We start from the raw sequence: 17,424 nt of genomic DNA, 5'->3' as shown, positions 1-17,424 counted from the left end.
GGCCGTCAAACATGATCGGCCCTGGCCCGGCAAAGTTCCTTTGAAAAGAACGGCAAGACCGCGTCGCGGTAGTGCTGCTCGTCGTAGCGCAAAAGATCGACATGGCCGGCCCCACCGAACCAGACGAGTTCCGACGACGGTGCCGCATTCTGCAGCGCCGCAACCTGGTCACGGTCGATAAAGGGATCGATGGTTCCGGCCAGCAGGATCAGCGGTTGGCCGATCTTGCCTATGCGATCGACTGGCCGGACGTCGTCGGCGCCGAAACCAAGGCGAACCGGCATCTGCGCCAGCAGGATATCGGCTTGGAAGCGACGCAAGATATGAAAAGGCATGCGCCATGCCGTCGTGTCGCGTAACGTCGCGTAAAGTTCCTCCAGGACATAGGCGTCGGCCAGCGCATGCGGCGTGGCGAAGACGAACGACGCTGCCCCCAGCGACGATCCGAGAGCGCCGAGTTTCTGGCCCGGAAAGCGTTGCCTTGCATAAGCAATGATCCGGCTGGCGTCCTCTCCTTCGCTGTAACCGAAACCCTGAACGGCACCGCCGCTCTCCCCATGGCCGGAAAGATCGAACAGGACGACTGAATAGCCGGCGTCGAACAGCATTCTCGCCCTTTGCATCATGGCGAGCCGGTTGGCCCCGCGTCCATGCAGCAGGACGATCGTCCCGCAACTGCCCGTCCGGTCGACCACCCAGCCAACAAGCTGGGGCGCACCAGGCTGATCGAGAGTGACGCGCTCCACGGGCAGGTCGCCGGGCGGCGCCAGGACCTGATGGGGTCCGCGCGCAATCAGCGTCGTTCCAACACGCCACATGCCGATCCCAACGACGATGCAGATAGCCGTAAGGGCCAGGGCAAGCAAAGCGCGAAATCTCATCGACAATTGTCCGGGGGCGAGTTCATCCGGGGCTCATTCGCACTGGTATTGGCTGAGCGCCCATTCGCCCGTCACCGACAGAAGGTCGGATATCTTCCAGTCGCCGCCGACCTTCTTTAGCTTCCATTCCAGGCGGTGCTGGTGGCCCTCGACGACGAAGGCGACAACCACCTTGGCCTGGTCGCCATCGACGGCCTCGATGGTGCGCAGGCTCTTGTCGATGGCGAGCTTGTCGTAGTCGGCATTGTCGAGCGCCATGTTGGGGTCGAGGCACTCGCCCTGCCCCGAGGCGCGTAGCGCGTCGCTCTTGTCGAGCACCGTTTTGGCCGGATCGACGAAGTTCTTACGCTGGGCGGGGTCCAATTCCAGACCGATACGCTCGTAAAAGGGCTTTACCACCGCCGTTGGCGATCCGGGCAAGACCGGCGCGACGGGCGCCGGTTCGGCCGGCTTGCTTTCCGGCGCCGTGGCCGCGGGCGGCGAGTCCGCCGGCGCATTGCCGCCCGAGGGCGCGTTCGGCGGCGGCGAGCCGAACAGCCCCTGCGCGCAGGCGCCGTTCAGCCCCGCGGCCAGCATCGACAAGCTCGACAGCGCAAGGATGAGACGGCGATGCACGGCGTCACTCCGTCGAGGCACCGCATTCCAGCGCGCTGAGCTTCCAGTCGCTGGTCTTGGAGGTGATGTCGGCGATCTTCCACTTGCCGTCCACTTTCTTCAGCGACCACACCATTTCGCGTTTGGAGTCATCGCCTTCCGGGAAAAGATTGAAGCTTGCCGTGACCTCGGCGGTATCGCCATTGACGGCCTCTTTGAGCTTCAGTGTCTTCGACAGGGTCTTCTGATCGAAATCCTGCGCGTCGAGGCCGGGGTCGAAGTCGAGGCAGGATACCTCATCGGGCTTCTCCTTCTGCGCCTTGTCGTTGGCTTCGAACAGTCTGGTCACCGGCTCGGTGAACCGGTCGCGGTATTTCGCGTCTCCCTCGAACTTCACTTCAGGAACGTAGAAGAACTTCACGGCGTTGGACGCCGGCCCGGCGAGCGCGGCGCCGGGCAAGGCGATCGACATGGCGGCGGCAAGCACTATCGGCTTCATGCAGGATCTCCGGAGGTTCGGCGGCGTGGCGGCAAGATCACCACCACGCATCCTGCATATCGGCTTTTTTGCGGCTCATGAAGTCCAGTCGCGCTCAGGCATCCAGCCAGACGTTCTGGAAGTCCATTTCGTAGGTCTGGTGCATTGAGTAGTTCTTCACCTTCTTGTTCATATGGCAGTAGAGCTTCTGCCAGAACGGCTGGATGATGACGCCGGAATCCTGCAGGATCGTCTCGACGTCCTTCATCACCTCCTTGCGCTTGGCGACGTCGATGAGCGACAGCGCCTCCTTGAGCTTGGCATCGAAGTCCGGGTTGGAATATGCCGTCTCGTTCCAGGCCTCGCCGGTCCGATAGCCGAGCGCCAGCACCTGCACGCCCAGCGGGCGCATGTACCAGATGGTCATGGAATAAGGATATTTCGTCCAGTCGTTCCAGAACGTCGAGCCAGGCAGCACCGTGCGCTTCACCTTGATGCCGGCGTCGCGCAGCTGTCCGGCGATGGCGTCGCCGGTGTTCTTCTGCCACTCGTCCTCGACGGTGATCAGCTCATGCTCGAAGTCTGCTTGCCCTGCCTCCGCCATCAGCTTCTTGGCGCCGGCGGCGTCGCGCTCCTTCTTGGGCAGCGGGTAGTATTCGGGATGGATCGGGGCGACATGGTGGTTCTCGCCGACCGTGCCGCGGCCATTGTAGCCGAGCTGCATGACCTGGTTGTTGTCGACCGCCATCTGCAGCGCGTTGCGCACCCGTTTGTCGTCATAGGGCTTATGGGTGATATTGGTGCGGGCCACGAGCGTGGTTGCCGTGGCGACCTCCGACTTCACCAGATTCATCTTGTCGAGCGGGTCGATGAAGTCGGCCGGCGTTTCGAAATCGAGGTCGATCTCGCCGGAATCGAAGGCATTCAGCGTGGCGTTGAAGTCGGTGCCATAGTCGATGAACTCGACGCCGTCGAGGGGTGCTTCGCCGCCCCACCACTTGCCTTTCTCGCGGCGCTTGACGACCGCCTTCGACCCGACCGCGTAGGAGACCAGCTCGAACGCACCGGTGCCGATCGGCTTCTTGATCGGATCGGCGCCATCCTTGTCGAAGTCGCGATGCACGACCAGCGCCGGATAGTCGGTAAGGCCCGGTATGATGGCGATATCGGCTTCGACCAGCTTCAGCTTGACCGTATGGTCATCGACCTTGGTGATCGCGCCATCCTTTGCCTTGCCGGTCTTGGCGTCGATCAGCGCGCCGACGCGGGCGGCCATTGAATTGCCCGACGCGCCCTTCTCGCACCAGCGGTTCAGATTGGCGACCACGTCGTCAGCGTTGAAGGCGTCGCCATTGTTCCAGGTGACGCCCTTGCGCAGATGCAGCGTGTATTCGGTGGCGTCGTCATTGACGTCCCAGCTTTCAAGCAGGACCGGCTCGAAGGTGAACTGGTGGGTGTAGCGCACCAGCGGCTCCAGCCAGCAACGCGTTACATTCGCCATCTCGGTCCAGTCATAGGTGCGCGGATCCTTCTGCGCCTTGACCGACATCGCGACATGCAGCGTTCCGCCCTTCTTGGGTTCGTCGGCAAGCGCCCTGGTTGGCGCGGCGAGGCCGAGCATGCCATAGGCGAAAGCCGTCGATGCGCCGAAGGCGCTGGCCAAAGCCAGGAATTCCCGGCGGTCGACACGGCCCGCGCGCGCCTCCTTGGCCATCGCTTCGATCGCGGCCGGGACCCGGTCGCCGTTGCTTCTGAAAAGTGTCATTGTCGTTACTCCCATTGATCTGATCGGGTCTTCGCCCGTTTGTTTGACTGACGCTACTGTCCATCAACTAACGCTGTCGGGCAGCTTTTCCTCACGTCGCGCGATCAAATCCGCGAGACCCTCGGCAATGCCTTCGTCGAGCTTCGGCTCCTGGTAGTCGGCGAGCATGTTACGCGCCTTTTCGCGGCCGCGCGTGTCGTGGTCCTTCGCGCCTTCGGCGCTCCACTGCTCGAAAGAATTGAAGTCCATGATAGTGGGCATGAAGAAGGCGCTCTCGAAATGCTCGAGCGTGTGCTGCGTGCCGAGAAAATGGCCCTGCGGGCCGACCTCGCGGATCGCGGCAAGAGCCTCCTTGAAATCGTCGAATGGCACGCCGCCGGCATATTTGTACCAGGCGACAAGCTGCTCGCAGTCCGTGGCGAATTTCGAATAGCCGCAGGTCAGACCCGCCTCCAGCCAGCCGGCCGAATGCCAGATGTAGTTGGCCCCGGACAGGATCGCGGCATGCATGAGCATGTTCGCCTCATAGCCGGCCTGGGCGTCGTTGAGCTTCGAGCCGACATGGAAGCCGGAAGTGCGCCAGGGCAATTTGTACTTCCTGGCCAGCGCGCCCATCAGGTACATCATCTGCGCGGCTTCCGGCGTGCCGCCCATCGGCGCGCCGGTCTTCATGTCCACGGTGACCATGAACTGCCCGTATATCTGCGGCGAGCCGGGCCGGATAAGCTGGGTCAGCGCCACGCCTGCAAGCGCCTCTGCGTTGACCTGCGCCACCGCGCCGACGGCGGAAGCCGAGGTCGAGGCACCGCAGAGCGCGAAAGGCGCCAGGATCAGCGGCTGGTTGTTGCTGGCATAGACCCGCATGGCGTCGATCATGGTGGCATCCCACACCAGCGGCGAATTGCAGTTGGTGATCGAGACCAGCACAGGATTGTCGCGCACGAACTCCTCGCCGAACACGATGCCCGCCATCGCCATCGTGTCCTCGGCGCGCTCCTTCGACGTCACGATGCCCATGAAGGGCTTGTCGGAATATCTAAGCGCCGAATGGATGATATGCAGATGCCGCTTCGGCACGGCGATTTCCATCGGCTCGCATATGACCGAGCTCGACGAATGCAGCGCCGGCGCCATGTAGGCCATCTTGTGGAAATTGTTGAGGTCGGCAAGCGTGCCGTAGCGGCGCTTGTTGTCGAGGTCGCGGATATAGGGCGCGCCGTACATCGGCACGAAGATCGAGTTCTTGCCGCCGACGCGCACGGTGCGCTCGGGGTTGCGGGCGTGGAGCGTGAACTCCGACGGAACCTTCGAGACAAGCTCCATGAGGAGCGCGCGGTCGATGCGGACACGCGTCTCCCTCACATCAGCGCCGGCCGACTTCCAAAGCTCGATCGCCCCATCGTCGCGGAATTCGCAACCCACCTCCTCTAGAATCTTGAGTGATTCCTCGTGAATCAGCTCAACCGCCTCGTCAGGCACGATCTCGTAAACGGGAATCTGCCGGACAAGGGTCGGAAACGACGCGACCGGCGCGCTTCTGAGCGCCTTGCGGCCAAGGCGGCCACCGCCGCGACGGTGGGTCTGTTCGGTCATTTCGACGGCCGGTGCGTTCATGGAGGCTCCTTCTTCCCGCCATCCACGTTAGCGATGCTAAATATGGCTGTGACGCTGGAAAATCCTGATCTTCAGTATAAGCTCACCTTATGCGAAGCTTGCGCCACCTCCTGCCATCGGCCGGCAGCCTGATCGTCTTCGAGGCGGCAGGCCGGCTATCCAGCTTTACCGCCGCCGGACGCGAGCTCGGTATGACTCAGGCGGCCGTTTCCTATGCCGTGCGCGGACTGGAGGAGCAGCTTGGCGCCAAGCTCTTCCAGCGCCGCCACCGCCAAGTGCTCCTGACGGAGGCCGGCGAGCGCTTCCATGCCGACGTATCACTGGGTCTCTCGCATATCCGCAAGTCGGCGGAGGACCTTCGCCTGCAGGCGACGGGCGGGCATGTGACCTTGGCCGCCTCGACCGCTTTCGGCTCGTTCTGGATGATGCCGCGCCTGCAGCAGTTCCGCGACCAGCTGCCTGGCATCGACCTGCGCATCCAGACCGCCGACCGCGACCTCGACATCATCGCCGAGGGCATTCCGCTCGGCGTGCGCGGCGGCGTGCCGCGGGACTGGCCGGACTATCACTCGCTATCGCTCTCCGACGAAGAGATCTTCCCGGTGGCAGGCCCAAGCTATCTCGCCAAGTTCGGCAAGCCGAACACGGTCGAGGAGTTGGCGACCCACCGGCTCATCCACCTGGAGGAGCCCTATCGCGAGGCGCCGACCTGGGACGAATGGTTCGCCTCCGCCGGCACCAGCCTGCGCAATGCGGAGCGCGGCTTGCGCATCAACGATTATGCCCTGGTGATCCAGGCGGTCATGGAGGGGCAAGGCATCTCGCTTGGATGGCGGCATCTGGTCCAGCGTCTGGTGGCGTCAGGCTTGCTGGTGCCATTGACCGATCATGTCATGCGGACCGGCATCGCCTTCCATGTCATCTGGCCGAAGAATCGCGATCTCAGCGACAACGCGCGCAAGGTGAGGGACTGGCTGGTGGCCCAGGCGTGAAGTTACCCCTCCCCCACACCGTTCGAATCCGCCTATAATCCTCTGATGCCCATCCGCCAGCTTTCAGAAACGATGATCAACCAGATCGCCGCCGGCGAGGTTATCGAGCGTCCCGCGAGCGTGGTGAAGGAACTGGTCGAGAACGCGCTCGACGCCGGAGCGTCGCGCGTCGAAATCGTCACGGCGGGCGGCGGGCTCAACCTCATCCGCGTCACAGATGACGGTTCGGGCATCGCCGAGAAGGAACTCTCGCTGGCGGTCGCGCGGCACTGCACCTCGAAGCTTTCCGACGACATCCTTGATATCCGCTCGCTCGGCTTTCGCGGCGAGGCGCTTCCTTCGATCGGTTCCGTCGCAAGGCTGTCGATCCGCTCGCGCACAGCGACTGGGGACAACGCAGCCGAGATCGGCATCGAGGGCGGCCGCGTCTCGGCGGTGAGGCCGGCGGCGGCCAATCGCGGCACCACCGTCGAGGTGCGCGACCTCTTCTTCGCCACGCCGGCCAGGCTCAAATTCATGAAGGGCGAGCGGGCCGAAAGCTCGGCGACAAGCGATGTCGTCAAGCGCATCGCAATCGCCTTTCCCGGCGTACGGTTCACGCTTGCCGGCTCCGACCGCTCGACACTGGAATTGCCCGCTACCAGCGATACCCCGGAGGGGCGGCTGGCGCGGGTCGCCCAAGTCATGGGCAAGGATTTCCCCGACAATGCCATTGCCATCGATGCCATGCGCGACGGCGTGCATCTCGCCGGCCACGTCTCAATCCCTTCCTACACGCGGGCGAACGCGCTGCAGCAATATGCCTATGTCAATGGACGGCCGGTACGCGACAAGCTGATCGCCGGCGCTATCCGCGGCGCCTTCGCCGACGTGCTGCCGCGCGACCGGCACGCGGTGACCGTGCTCTTCCTGTCGCTCGATCCGGCGACCGTCGACGTCAACGTGCATCCGGCCAAGGCCGATGTGCGTTTCCGCGATCCAGGCCTGGTGCGCGGCTTGATCGTCGGGGCAATCCGCGAGGCGCTGGCCGGTGCCGGGATCCGCGCGGCAACCACGGGGGCCGTCGGTATGATGGCGGCCTTCCGGCCCGGCGCCGCAGCCTACTCCCACCCCGGTCCGGCCGGCGGCCACCGCAGCTATGAGGCGGCCTATCGCGCCTCGGGTGGCTTCGACCATGGTTCGAATTTGGCGCGCTCGGCGCAGCGGCCACTCGACATGGGCTACGGTGAAGCACGGCCGCGGTCCAACGGCTTCGCCGAGAACGAGCAGGCCGCCTTCGATACCGGTCCGCTCGCCAGTGCCGATGCCCGGGCCGGCGTCGCGGAGCCGGCGGAGGCGCTGCTCGGCATGGTGCTGGGCGCGGCGCGCGCGCAGGTGCATGAAAACTACATCGTTGCCCAGACGCGGGATTCGCTTGTCATCGTCGACCAGCACGCCGCGCATGAGCGGCTGGTCTACGAGGCGCTGAAGAACGCGCTGCATTCGCGCGCCGTGCCATCGCAGATGTTGCTTTTGCCCGAGATCGTCGACCTGCCGGAAGAAGATGCCGAACGGCTGGCGCTGCATTCCGACACGCTCGCAAGGTTCGGCCTCGGCCTGGAGCGGTTCGGCCCGGGCGCCGTGGCGGTGCGCGAAACGCCGTCCATGCTCGGCGAGACGAATGTGCAACAGCTGGTGCGCGACCTCGCCGACGAGATCGCCGACAACGACACCGTCGAGACGCTGAAAGAACGGCTGGACAGGATAGCCGCGACGATGGCCTGCCACGGTTCGGTGCGGTCAGGGCGCCTGCTCAAGGCCGAGGAGATGAACGCGCTGCTGCGCCAGATGGAGGCGACGCCCGGATCCGGCACCTGCAATCATGGCCGGCCGACCTATATCGAGCTCAAGCTCGCCGATATCGAAAGGCTGTTCGGGCGGCGGTGAGAGCGCGACCGACGACCGGCATCATTTCCTCTTGCGGTATTCCCTGGCCTTGGAGCTGAAGGCGTAATCCTGCGTGTAGCCGGCGCCGCCATCGCGAAAATTCACCGAGATGACGTCCTTGCCGCCCTCCACCCACTTCTGCACATTCATATAAATGGGGGTCATGAGCATGCCGGCGCTGCAGTCCGGATCATCGAAGCGGATTTCCTGAACGACCTTGCTCTTCTTCTTGTTGATCACCTGCAGCTTGGTCATGCAGATGCCTGCGTCGGATCTGGTGTAGATGCCGGCAAACCGATCGATGGTCGTCTCGGCCCAAAACGGAATTTCGACGGTCCCGTCGATCTTGAAGTCGCTGGTGTCGTCGAGGCTCGCGACCCTCCTCAGCGTAACGGGAAATATGTCACCGGCCTTGCTCCAGTTGCCGGTTGCGGCGTTGTCGGTGAGTTCGAGCGAGAAGGGGCACCCGGTGGTGTCGACAGGAGTCTTCGAGCCCGTCACCAGGACGCGCTCGAATTCCTTGTCGTCCGCGATCTCGCATAGCGAGAGCCTTGAGCCGTCAGCCTTGCCGTAGATTGCGATCGGGGTTTGCCTCGCGTCGTAGAAATAGCTTCCCTCGACGGTGATGCCGCTACCGAAGCCGGCATATTTCTGCAGCGAGAGGTGGACCGGGGTCGGGCCGATCGAGCCTTCGTAGTTTTCCACCTGATACCAGCCCGCGAACGCCTTATGGCTTAGCAGCAGCAAGCAGCCAACCGCGGTGATCGTCCCTCTTCGCATCCCAACCCCCTTCGTCCAGGCGGATCAGGATAGCTTGCTTGATGCCTGCATCAAGCGGCAGGAACTGGCGAGGCGGATCTTGGCAGATCGGGTCCGAAAACGGCTCCAAACCACTGATCTATCTCTTCAAATTCACTACGATCACGCCGCCCAGCGCCAGTGCGCCGCCGAGGACGCCCAGCAGGGTCGGCACTTCGCCCAGCCAGAAGAAGCCGATCAAGGCGGAAGTCGGCGAGACGAGGTAGAGGAAGTTCGAGGCGCGGGCGGCCGGCAGTCGCGACAGCGCGGTCGCCCAGGCGGCATAGGCGATCAATGAGGGCACGATGCCGAGATAGATGACGGCGCCGAGGCCGGCGGTGTCGGCGACCGCTGCCTGCGAAAACGCTTCCGGCAGGAACGGTGAAAGGCAGAGCGCGCCGAGGACCATGTTGGAGGCTGAGATCGTCAGCGGATGATGGCGGGCAAAGAGCGGCTTCTGGACGATGGTGTTGACAGCGGAACATAGCGCGGAGCCCAGCACCAGCATAGCGCCGGCGTTGAAATGCAGGCCGTGTCCGTCGGCGACCGCAATGATGCCGATGCCGGTGAAGGAGATTACGGTGCCCAACCAGGCGATGCCGGAAAAGCGCTCGCCGAGCAGCGCCATGGCCATGATTGCCGTGAAGATCGGGCTGACATTGATGATGAAGCCGGCGGCGCCTGCCGAGACAGTCAGCTCGCCGAAATTGAGCATCGCCGTGTAGAGCGCCACGAAGATGGCGCCGCCGAAGGCGAAGCGCCACAGCTCGTCGAACCTGGGCAGCGCCGGACGCTTGATGGCGAGGAAGATGGCGGCCGGAACCGCCGCGATTCCAAAGCGCAGAGCGCCGAGTTCCAGCGGCTGGAAGGCGGCAAGACCGGCGCGGATCGCCGGGAAAGCCGAGGCCCAGCCGATGACCGTCAACGCCACCGCGATCGCGGCGGTGGTGTCCATGCGCTGTGTCTCATTCAACGTGCCCGCGTAAGCGCTCATTGCAGTAACCTCGTCTTTCTGTGTCATGGAGGCAGAAAGCGCCATTGCCGGTCAATTGACAAACGACCAATTCAAGGATCAGCTGTGAGAATGGATCACAGCTTAGACCAGATACTGCCGCTCGAAACCCTGCGCGCCTTCGACGCCGCGGCACGAACGGGAAGCTTCTCGGCCGCGGCTGAAAAACTCAACCTCACCCATGGCGCGGTGAGCCGCCAAATCGCCAAGCTGGAGGGCTGGCTGGGACTGAAGGTGTTCGAGCGCAACGCGCGCGGCGTGACGCTGACCATTGAGGGCAACCGGCTTCATCTTCGCACCACCGAGGCCTTCGCGCTGATCTCGGTCAACTCCGACCGCTGGGTCGAGCCGCGCGGCACCGCCGTGGTGCGGCTGGCCTCGATCCCCTCGGTGAGCGGGCTGTGGCTGATGCCGCGCATGGCCGCGTTGGAAAACCATCCGACCCGACTGCGCATCGTGCTCGATGTCGACAACCGCCAGGCGGACCTCGCCGACGAAGGCATCGATCTCTCGGTGCGCTGCGGGCGCGGCCGCATCCCCGGCCGCGTCTCGGTACAGCTTTTCGAGGAGCAGATTTTTCCCATAGCCTCGCCCGAACTCGCACAGGAGATCGGGCGTGGCGATCCTGCCCGGCTGCTGAAGTTCCCGCTGATCAACGATTCAGACGCATCCGGATGGCGCGCATGGCTTGCGGCGCAGGACATCGATTACCGCCCCCGTCCGCAGGACAGGCGTTTCGAGGACTATAACCTTGTGCTCGACGCGGCGGCGCACGGGCTGGGCATCGCGCTGGCGCGACCGCCGCTGACAGCGGACCAGCTCCGATCCGGCCGTATCGTCGGCGTCGACGAGCGTGTTGCGCTCAATCCCGTCTCCTATTGGATGGACCGTCCGGTCGGCCGGCCGCGCGCGGCCGCGGCGGACCTTGCCAGGCGCATCGCCGAACAGGCCGGGCTCGCTCCGGAAAAGCTCGAAGCTTTCCTGCAAGACGACGTCTGAGCGGGATTCAGCGAAGCAAAAGCACCATGATCGTTGCCGTCACCGCCGAGACGACGGCCGTGACAGCCGAGATCGTCCAAAGCGATATCGGCGCGGATTCCGATCGCGGGGCATGACCAGCGGGACGGGCGGAGGCACCGCGCGGCTGAGGCGCGTTGGCATTGGCGGCGACCAAGGCCGAAGTGGAAGAGACGGCCGGAGAAAATATGGACAGTTCTGGCGCAACCGCGGGCCTGCACATATTGTCGGCAGCCGCCGCCGGTGGCGGAACGAAGCCGCGCGGAGCCTGATCGGCATCGGTTGCCGCCCTGCCCGCCGAGGGTCTGGCCGGCGCATCGTCGGTGGCGGCATCGGGCTCCATGAAGGCCCGGTAGGCATCCTCGACCTCGGAGGACGACAGACGTTGCGATGCCGGAGCGGCCTGGCGTGGCTGCGCACTTTGCAGCGACTGGGCTGCGATTTGCGCCGCCTGCCCCGTCGTTGGCGCTGGCGGCTGGACCAGCGCCTTGATCAGGGCTGCCGCCGCCGGATCGGCCTTGGACGATGGCACCGCCTTCGGCGTGAGCGCCTCATTGATCGGCGTGTTCAAGCGGGTCGGGGTGATGTCCATACCGGGTTTCCGGAAACGATTTGGCGCTCAGCCATACTGCATGAACATTGCGTCAAGCTTGACGTTGCTTATGATTTGTGGCGATTGAAACCCGATGAACTCAAGCGTCCTTTCATGATGAATCGTTTCGAAGGCCCGGGCGGCAGGGAAGCCCGGATCCGCTATCTGGACGGCGACTTCCAGGTCACCAGTCCCGGCTCGTTCGTGCGCTGCGCGGTGACGGGCGAGAACATTCCCATCGACGAACTCAAATATTGGAGCGTCGCCCGGCAGGAGCCCTATGTGAGCGCGGCAGTGTCACTTGCCCGCGAGATCGAGATGCACCCGGAATTGCGCAAGCGGGGATAGGCCATGCGAGCCGACGGCGCCGTGGCAATCAATCTCGACCGCGCTTAGGGTATCGCATTGAAGAACCTCAAGAAATCTCTCAAGACCCTGGTTCGCATGCCGCTTATCATGCGTGCGCGAGTGCGCGATCGGGCGGTCTCGAAAGCACCAAGGTTCAACCTGGCGGCCTGCGCGATATTCCGTGAGGAAGCGCCGTTCCTGGCCGAATGGATCAGCTTCCACCGGAGTGTGGGATTTGAGCATTTCTATCTCTACAACAACTTCTCGACCGACGACTACGAAACCGTACTGGATCCGTTCATCCAGGAAGGCCTGGTTACGCTGGTCGACTGGCCGCGGCCGGTGGGGCAGTTGTCGGCTTACAGGGACTGCATCCGCAAACGCTGGCGCGAAGCGTTGTGGATCGGATTCTTCGACATCGACGAGTTTCTTTTCGCGCCCGACGGACGCGACGTGCCCTCGGTTCTGAGCGACTATCGCGACCTTCCAGGCGTTTGCGCGTGGCAGGCGTTCTATGGCTCCTCCGGCCATGTCGAGCGGCCAGAAATCCCGGTGGTTGAGGCCTACACGATGCGAGCCGGGCCGGACGTCACGACGGTCAAGACAATCCTGAACCCGCGCATGGTCTACAAGGTTGGCGTCCATCAGTCGAAATTCCTGTCTGGCGAAGGGTTGGACACCCATCGGCGGACGATTGTCCCCGGCATGTCACCCAGGCTCGATATCCTGAGGATCAATCACTATTGGTCGCGGTCGCTCGCCGACCTCGACCAGAAAGTCCGGCGCGGCGACGCTTCGACTTCGGCGTTGCGCGACAGGGATCGGCATTTCGACTTCGAACGCAAGCTCAACCTCGAGCGCGACGAGGCCATCCTGGATGCGATGCGGCAGCCCCGCCAAGGCACCTAGCGACTGCCTCGCAACACAATCGGTGCAATCGACGCGGCAGCGAAAAACACTTTCTGCGAGGTGCGTGACATGCTCGTGAATCTGAAGCTATAGAGGTGGCGGGTATTTGGGGGATTTGGCGTGAAGGTTCTGGTGACCGGGGGCGCCGGCTTTATCGGCTCGCATCTATGCGACCTTTTGCTGGCAAGAGGCCGAGACGTGACATGTCTCGACAATTTCTCGACTGGTTCGGACGAAAACATCCGCCACCTCTCGGACAATGCACGGTTCAGACTGGTGAGACACGACGTGACCGTGCCGCTCCACGCCGAAGCCGATGAGATCTTCAATCTCGCCTGCCCGGCCTCGCCCGTTCACTATCAGCGCATTCCGATCGAAACGACGAAGGCCTGCGTCTACGGCGCGATCAACATGCTCGATCTTGCGTCCGCGTCCGGAGCGAAAGTCCTTCAGGCCTCCACCTCCGAGGTCTATGGCGATCCGGAAATCCATCCCCAGACCGAGGCCTATTGGGGCCATGTCAACCCGACCGGTCCCCGCAGTTGCTACGATGAAGGCAAGAGATGCGCCGAAGCGCTGTTCTTCGACTACCGGCGCATGTCGAAATTGCCGATCAAGGTGGTGCGCATATTCAACACCTATGGGCCGCGCATGCACCCCTCGGACGGCCGTGTGGTAAGCAATTTCATCGTCCAGGCGTTGCGCAGCGACCCCATCACCATCTACGGCGACGGAAGCCATACGCGCAGCTTCTGCTACGTCGACGACCTCATCGACGCGATGACCCGGATGATGGCGACACAGGATGATTTCGTGGGGCCCGTCAACATCGGAAACCCGACGGAAGTCACGATCCTGGAGCTGGCCGAACTCGTCTTGCGCATTGTCGGCGGCAAGTCCAAGATCGAGTTCAAGGCGCTTCCGCAGGACGATCCCCAGCAGCGCCAACCCGACATAAGCCTGGCGCGTTCGGCGTTGGACTGGTCCCCTCGCGTCGCTCTCGCGGACTGGCGAGACGGTTCGCTACTTCCGCCGGCTTATCAACGGCAATTGAGGCGAGCGCCTCGAAATTCAGCCCCGCATCCTGCGCTGACGCCAGGCGTCTAGCGTCTCGTCGATGATGCGCTCGGGCACATGATCGAGTTCAAACACGGCCTCGATATCGAGCACGTCCAGTTGATCGAGGAAACCGGCTGGTGTCTCGCCGTGGCGAAGCCGGGCGGCGTCCTTCGCCGTGGTGGCGAGGCGCAGCCCCTCCCGCCTAGCCAGCGCCAGAAGGTCGGCAAGTTCGTCCTGGGCGTAGAAATGGTGGTCCGCAAACGCGCGCGAATGGGCGACCTCGCCGCCCGCTCCGCGCACCGTGTCGAAGAACTTCTCGGGATGGCCGATGCCGGCGAAGGCAAGGAAGCGGCCCCCCGCAAATCGCGACGGATCCGCCGGCTCGACATGCGCCAGGAAGATGGGCCGGCCGGCGCGCGCCGCCTGGCGAACGACGCCGTCGGCGGCGGCCCCCTCGCCCATCTTCAGCAAGCCGCTGGTGAAGACCAGTTGGTCGACGATCCTGGCGCGGAGCGGCCCGCCCGGGATGACGCGGCCGTTGCCGATGCCGAAGCGGGCGTCGACCACGACCAGCGCATAGTCGATATGGATGCGCGCCGACTGGAAGCCGTCATCCATGATCAGGAAGTCGCAGCCATGTCCCTCGATGAGCAGCTTCGCGCCGGCGGCGCGGTTCGCCGTCACCGCGACCGGCGCATGTTCGGCCAGAAGCAGCGGCTCGTCGCCGACATGCTTGGCGGCGTCGTGATGCGCATCGACGATATGCGGCTTGGCGAACGAGCCGCCATGGCCGCGCGACAGGAAGCCGGGAGTAAGCCGCATGCGCCTGGCCTGTTTGGCCAAGGCGATGGCGACAGGCGTCTTGCCGCTGCCGCCAACGGTAAGGTTGCCGACGCAAAGCACGGGCGCCGCGACCTTCTCGCGCGGGGCGCGACGCATGCGGCGGCCGGCGACCAGCCCGTAGATCGCGGAGGCCGGCGACAATGCGAACACGCGCCAGTCGGGCTTTTCCCACCAGAAGGGCGGCGCTTCGCTGGTCATCGCACCCGTCCCATGCTTGTTCTAGCGCCCGTTTGCGCCTTTCAGGCGCGCCTTGACGACCAGCGGCTGGATGTAGGGCTCCAGCGATTTCAGCGTCCGGGCAAGCGCGCCGCGCATTTCGTCGACGGTGGCCGCACCCGCCGCCATCATCTCATGGCGCGCCACTTCGTTGGTCAGAAGGAAATTGACGGCGCCGGTCAGCATATCGCGGTCGCGCACCAGCTTGGCGCCACCGCTGTCGAGCAGGCGCTGATAGGCTTCGCGGAAATTCTGCACGTTGCGGCCGGCAAGCACGGCGGTTTCGAGCATCGCCGGCTCCAGCGGATTCTGGCCGCCCTCCGAAGTCAGCGAGCGGCCGACGAAAGCGATCTCCGTCAGCCTCAGATAGAGGCCCATCTCACCGATCGTGTCGCCCAGAAAAATATCGATGTCGGGCGAGATGCGATCACCCTTGCTGCGCCGTGCGACCGTCAGCCCCATGCCGGAAATCTGGGCCGCAAGCGCGTCGGCGCGGTCGGGATGACGCGGCACGATGATGGTCAAAAGCCCGGGATGGCGCTTGTGCAGGCTGGCGTGAACCTCCGCGGCGACAACCTCCTCGCCGTCATGAGTCGAGATCGCCGCCCAGGTCGGGCGATCGCCGATCTGGCGCTGCAGGGTGGCCAGGGCCCGCTCATCGACCGGCGGCGGATGGGTGTCGACCTTGAGGTTGCCGGAGACCGTGACCGGCCGGGCGCCGAGCGCGCGGAACCGTTCGCCATCGACATCCGACTGGGCGATGACATGGGCGAGGTTCTCGAACAGGGCCTCGGCGACGCCGGAACGTTTCTTCCACGACGTGAAGGACCGGTCCGAAAGCCTGCCGTTGACCAGAACCTGCGGCACGTTGCGGGCGCCAAGCTCCAGGATGGTCATCGGCCAGATTTCCGATTCGGCGATGATCGCCAGTTCCGGCCGCCAGTGATCGAGGAAGCGGCTGACCGCGGGCTTCAGGTCGAGCGGCACATACTGATGGATGATGCGGTTGCCGAGGCGCTCGTCGGCGACCTTGGCCGAGGTTACGGTGCCGGTGGTCAGGACGATGTTGACACCATAGTCCAGGATGCTCTCGATCAGAGGCACCACCGCGATCGTCTCGCCGACGCTGGCGGCATGGATCCAGATCACCGGCCCCTCCGGCCGGGGACAGCCGGCGACGCCATAGCGCTCCCGGCGGCGGGCGCGATCCTCCTTGCCGCGCGAGGCGCGCCAGGCGACATAAGGACCGACGAGCGGATAGGCGACCGCCCCCGCATAGCGATAAGCGGTCAGGGCCGCACGCGCCCAGCGCTCGCTCATTTGCCGCCGTCCACGAGGCGATAGGCCTCAGCCGTCGCGGCGTTGAGGGAGGCGGTGACCTCCTGGCGCTTGCGCTCCATCTCGGCATCGTCGGCATCGGCCGGCACGAAGACCGGCGACCCGACGATGACCGCGGAGCGCCCGAAAGGCAGGTTGATGGTGGTCTTGTCCCAGCTCTTCTCAAGCACCTTGCGGCGGCTGGTGGCGATGGCCGAGGGCAGGATCGGCCGGCCGGAAAGCCTTGCCAGAAGAACAATGCCTAGCCCGGCGTCGCGCGGTTTGCCGTGCGGAATGTCGGCGATCATGGCGACGTTCTTGCCGGCCACGAGCGACCTCTTGAGCGCTATCAAGGCCTTGGCGCCGCCTTTGTCGAGATGTTTCGAACTGTTGCGGCCGCCGGAACCGCGCACGGCCTCTATGCCGAATTTCTCAACCATCAGCGCCTGGAGTTCGGCGTCGGCGCTGCGCGAAACCATGGCGACCAGGGGGCGGCCCTCGGGGTAATAGGCAGGGGTCAGAAGATGCTGGCCATGCCACAGCGCGATGATGCCGGGCTCGAGATGCGCATAGGCGCCGCCAGCCACCTTCGTCGAACCTTCGACCAGCGGGCTGGTAACGCGAATCAGCCGCAGGAACCAGGCGAACAGGCTGGCGATGAAGTTCTTGACGAAACTCGACTGCGCCAACGGCTCGCGGATGCGCCGCCAAAGCGTACGCGTTCCACCGCGTCTGCCAGCGCGCCGCCGCGTCGCCCCTTTCACCGCTTCATGCTCCATCGACGTCAACCGCCGACCTTCGATTCCGGATCGAGCAGCCGGTGCAGATGAACAACGAAATAGCGCATATGGGCATTGTCGACACTGGCCTGCGCCTTGGCTTTCCAGGCGCCAAGGGCGCTTTGATAGTCGGGATAGATGCCGACAATGTCGAGGGCGTTGAGATCACGGAACTCGGTTCCACCCAGCTTTTTCAGCTCGCCGCCGAACACAAGGTGCAAAAGCTGCTTCTTTCCGTCTTCCACGGCCATGCCGATCCTTCGCGTATCCATGAATTTTGACAG

General features: G+C 64.1%; 18 protein-coding genes. 6 read left to right on the top strand and 12 right to left on the bottom strand.

Translation table 11 applies throughout. The annotated features are described in order from the left end of the window. Nucleotides 1–5: 5 nt before the first annotated feature. The 5 genes from ACR64R_RS06560 to ACR64R_RS06540 form a co-directional block, all read right to left on the bottom strand. The gene (locus ACR64R_RS06560) at nt 6–881 is read right to left on the bottom strand and encodes an alpha/beta hydrolase (protein ID WP_487360871.1); all 876 of its coding nucleotides are present in this window, start codon (nt 879–881) and stop codon (nt 6–8) included. Between the two features lie 33 nt (nt 882–914). Beyond that, the gene (locus tag ACR64R_RS06555; RefSeq protein ID WP_487362390.1) at nt 915–1,457 is read right to left on the bottom strand and encodes a YqhG/Tai3 family protein; all 543 of its coding nucleotides are present in this window, start codon (nt 1,455–1,457) and stop codon (nt 915–917) included. A 43-nt stretch (nt 1,458–1,500) separates the two neighbouring features. Beyond that, nucleotides 1,501–1,974: a DUF3828 domain-containing protein gene (locus ACR64R_RS06550; RefSeq protein ID WP_487360870.1), complete on the bottom strand. Its 474-nt coding sequence runs from the start codon at nt 1,972–1,974 to the stop codon at nt 1,501–1,503. Nucleotides 1,975–2,068: 94 nt separating this feature from the next. Further along, the gene (locus tag ACR64R_RS06545) at nt 2,069–3,718 is read right to left on the bottom strand and encodes an ABC transporter substrate-binding protein (RefSeq protein ID WP_487360869.1); all 1,650 of its coding nucleotides are present in this window, start codon (nt 3,716–3,718) and stop codon (nt 2,069–2,071) included. Between the two features lie 63 nt (nt 3,719–3,781). Next, nucleotides 3,782–5,332, bottom strand: a complete 1,551-nt coding sequence (locus ACR64R_RS06540) for a trimethylamine methyltransferase family protein (protein WP_487360868.1) — start codon at nt 5,330–5,332, stop codon at nt 3,782–3,784. 89 nt (nt 5,333–5,421) lie between these two features. Here ACR64R_RS06540 and ACR64R_RS06535 point away from each other — a divergent pair, with 89 nt between their 5' ends. Continuing rightward, nucleotides 5,422–6,324, top strand: a complete 903-nt coding sequence (locus tag ACR64R_RS06535; protein WP_487360867.1) for a LysR substrate-binding domain-containing protein — start codon at nt 5,422–5,424, stop codon at nt 6,322–6,324. Between the two features lie 45 nt (nt 6,325–6,369). After that, entirely contained in the window at nt 6,370–8,250 is a 1,881-nt protein-coding gene (gene mutL / locus ACR64R_RS06530) for a DNA mismatch repair endonuclease MutL (protein ID WP_487360866.1), read from the top strand. Nucleotides 8,251–8,271: 21 nt separating this feature from the next. On the opposite strand, the gene ACR64R_RS06525 is transcribed toward mutL, so the two are convergent. Further along, nucleotides 8,272–8,997 carry a hypothetical protein gene (locus ACR64R_RS06525; RefSeq protein WP_487360865.1) on the bottom strand — a complete coding sequence of 242 codons (726 nt, stop codon included), beginning with the start codon at nt 8,995–8,997 and terminating at the stop codon, nt 8,272–8,274. Nucleotides 8,998–9,148: 151 nt separating this feature from the next. Continuing rightward, a complete protein-coding gene (locus ACR64R_RS06520) occupies nt 9,149–10,042 on the bottom strand; it encodes a DMT family transporter (protein ID WP_487360864.1) in 894 nt (297 codons plus the stop codon). A gap of 90 nt (nt 10,043–10,132) precedes the next feature. Between ACR64R_RS06520 and ACR64R_RS06515 the strand changes: the two genes are divergently transcribed. Continuing rightward, nucleotides 10,133–11,059, top strand: a complete 927-nt coding sequence (locus ACR64R_RS06515; protein ID WP_487360863.1) for a LysR substrate-binding domain-containing protein — start codon at nt 10,133–10,135, stop codon at nt 11,057–11,059. Nucleotides 11,060–11,066: 7 nt separating this feature from the next. Here the strand turns inward: ACR64R_RS06515 and ACR64R_RS06510 are convergent, their stop codons facing one another. Beyond that, nucleotides 11,067–11,669: a hypothetical protein gene (locus tag ACR64R_RS06510; protein ID WP_487360862.1), complete on the bottom strand. Its 603-nt coding sequence runs from the start codon at nt 11,667–11,669 to the stop codon at nt 11,067–11,069. 114 nt (nt 11,670–11,783) lie between these two features. Here ACR64R_RS06510 and ACR64R_RS06505 point away from each other — a divergent pair, with 114 nt between their 5' ends. The 3 genes from ACR64R_RS06505 to ACR64R_RS06495 all read left to right on the top strand — a co-directional run bounded on the left by ACR64R_RS06505 (nt 11,784) and on the right by ACR64R_RS06495 (nt 14,033). Next, nucleotides 11,784–12,017, top strand: coding sequence for a DUF2093 domain-containing protein (locus ACR64R_RS06505; RefSeq protein WP_487360861.1), 234 nt, complete (start codon nt 11,784–11,786; stop codon nt 12,015–12,017). Between the two features lie 57 nt (nt 12,018–12,074). Further along, a complete protein-coding gene (locus ACR64R_RS06500) occupies nt 12,075–12,926 on the top strand; it encodes a glycosyltransferase family 92 protein (RefSeq protein ID WP_487360860.1) in 852 nt (283 codons plus the stop codon). Nucleotides 12,927–13,046: 120 nt separating this feature from the next. Further along, nucleotides 13,047–14,033 (top strand): UDP-glucuronic acid decarboxylase family protein, encoded by a 987-nt coding sequence (locus ACR64R_RS06495; protein WP_487360859.1) that lies wholly within the window; start codon nt 13,047–13,049, stop codon nt 14,031–14,033. On the opposite strand, the gene lpxK is transcribed toward ACR64R_RS06495, so the two are convergent. Genes lpxK through ACR64R_RS06475 form a run of 4 tightly spaced genes read right to left on the bottom strand, consistent with a single transcriptional unit; the run spans nt 13,998 to nt 17,391 of the window. Next, nucleotides 13,998–15,026 carry a tetraacyldisaccharide 4'-kinase gene (gene lpxK, locus ACR64R_RS06490; RefSeq protein WP_487360858.1) on the bottom strand — a complete coding sequence of 343 codons (1,029 nt, stop codon included), beginning with the start codon at nt 15,024–15,026 and terminating at the stop codon, nt 13,998–14,000. The two genes, ACR64R_RS06495 and lpxK, sit on opposite strands and share 36 nt — an antisense overlap. Nucleotides 15,027–15,047: 21 nt before the next feature. Beyond that, a complete protein-coding gene (gene waaA, locus ACR64R_RS06485; protein ID WP_487360857.1) occupies nt 15,048–16,364 on the bottom strand; it encodes a lipid IV(A) 3-deoxy-D-manno-octulosonic acid transferase in 1,317 nt (438 codons plus the stop codon). After that, complete coding sequence (locus ACR64R_RS06480; protein WP_487360856.1) at nt 16,361–17,140, bottom strand: lysophospholipid acyltransferase family protein; 780 nt, start codon at nt 17,138–17,140, stop codon at nt 16,361–16,363. The genes waaA and ACR64R_RS06480 overlap by 4 nt, the downstream gene beginning before the upstream one ends. A gap of 5 nt (nt 17,141–17,145) precedes the next feature. Then, on the bottom strand, nt 17,146–17,391 hold the full coding sequence (locus tag ACR64R_RS06475) for a DUF4170 domain-containing protein (RefSeq protein ID WP_128259438.1): 246 nt from the start codon (nt 17,389–17,391) through the stop codon (nt 17,146–17,148). Nucleotides 17,392–17,424 lie beyond the last annotated feature (33 nt).

The sequence above is a fragment of the Mesorhizobium sp. MC2-1-1 genome (assembly GCF_057597255.1).
The sequence above is the reverse complement of the archived record's forward strand: the minus strand, read 5'-3'. Positions and strand labels throughout refer to the sequence as shown.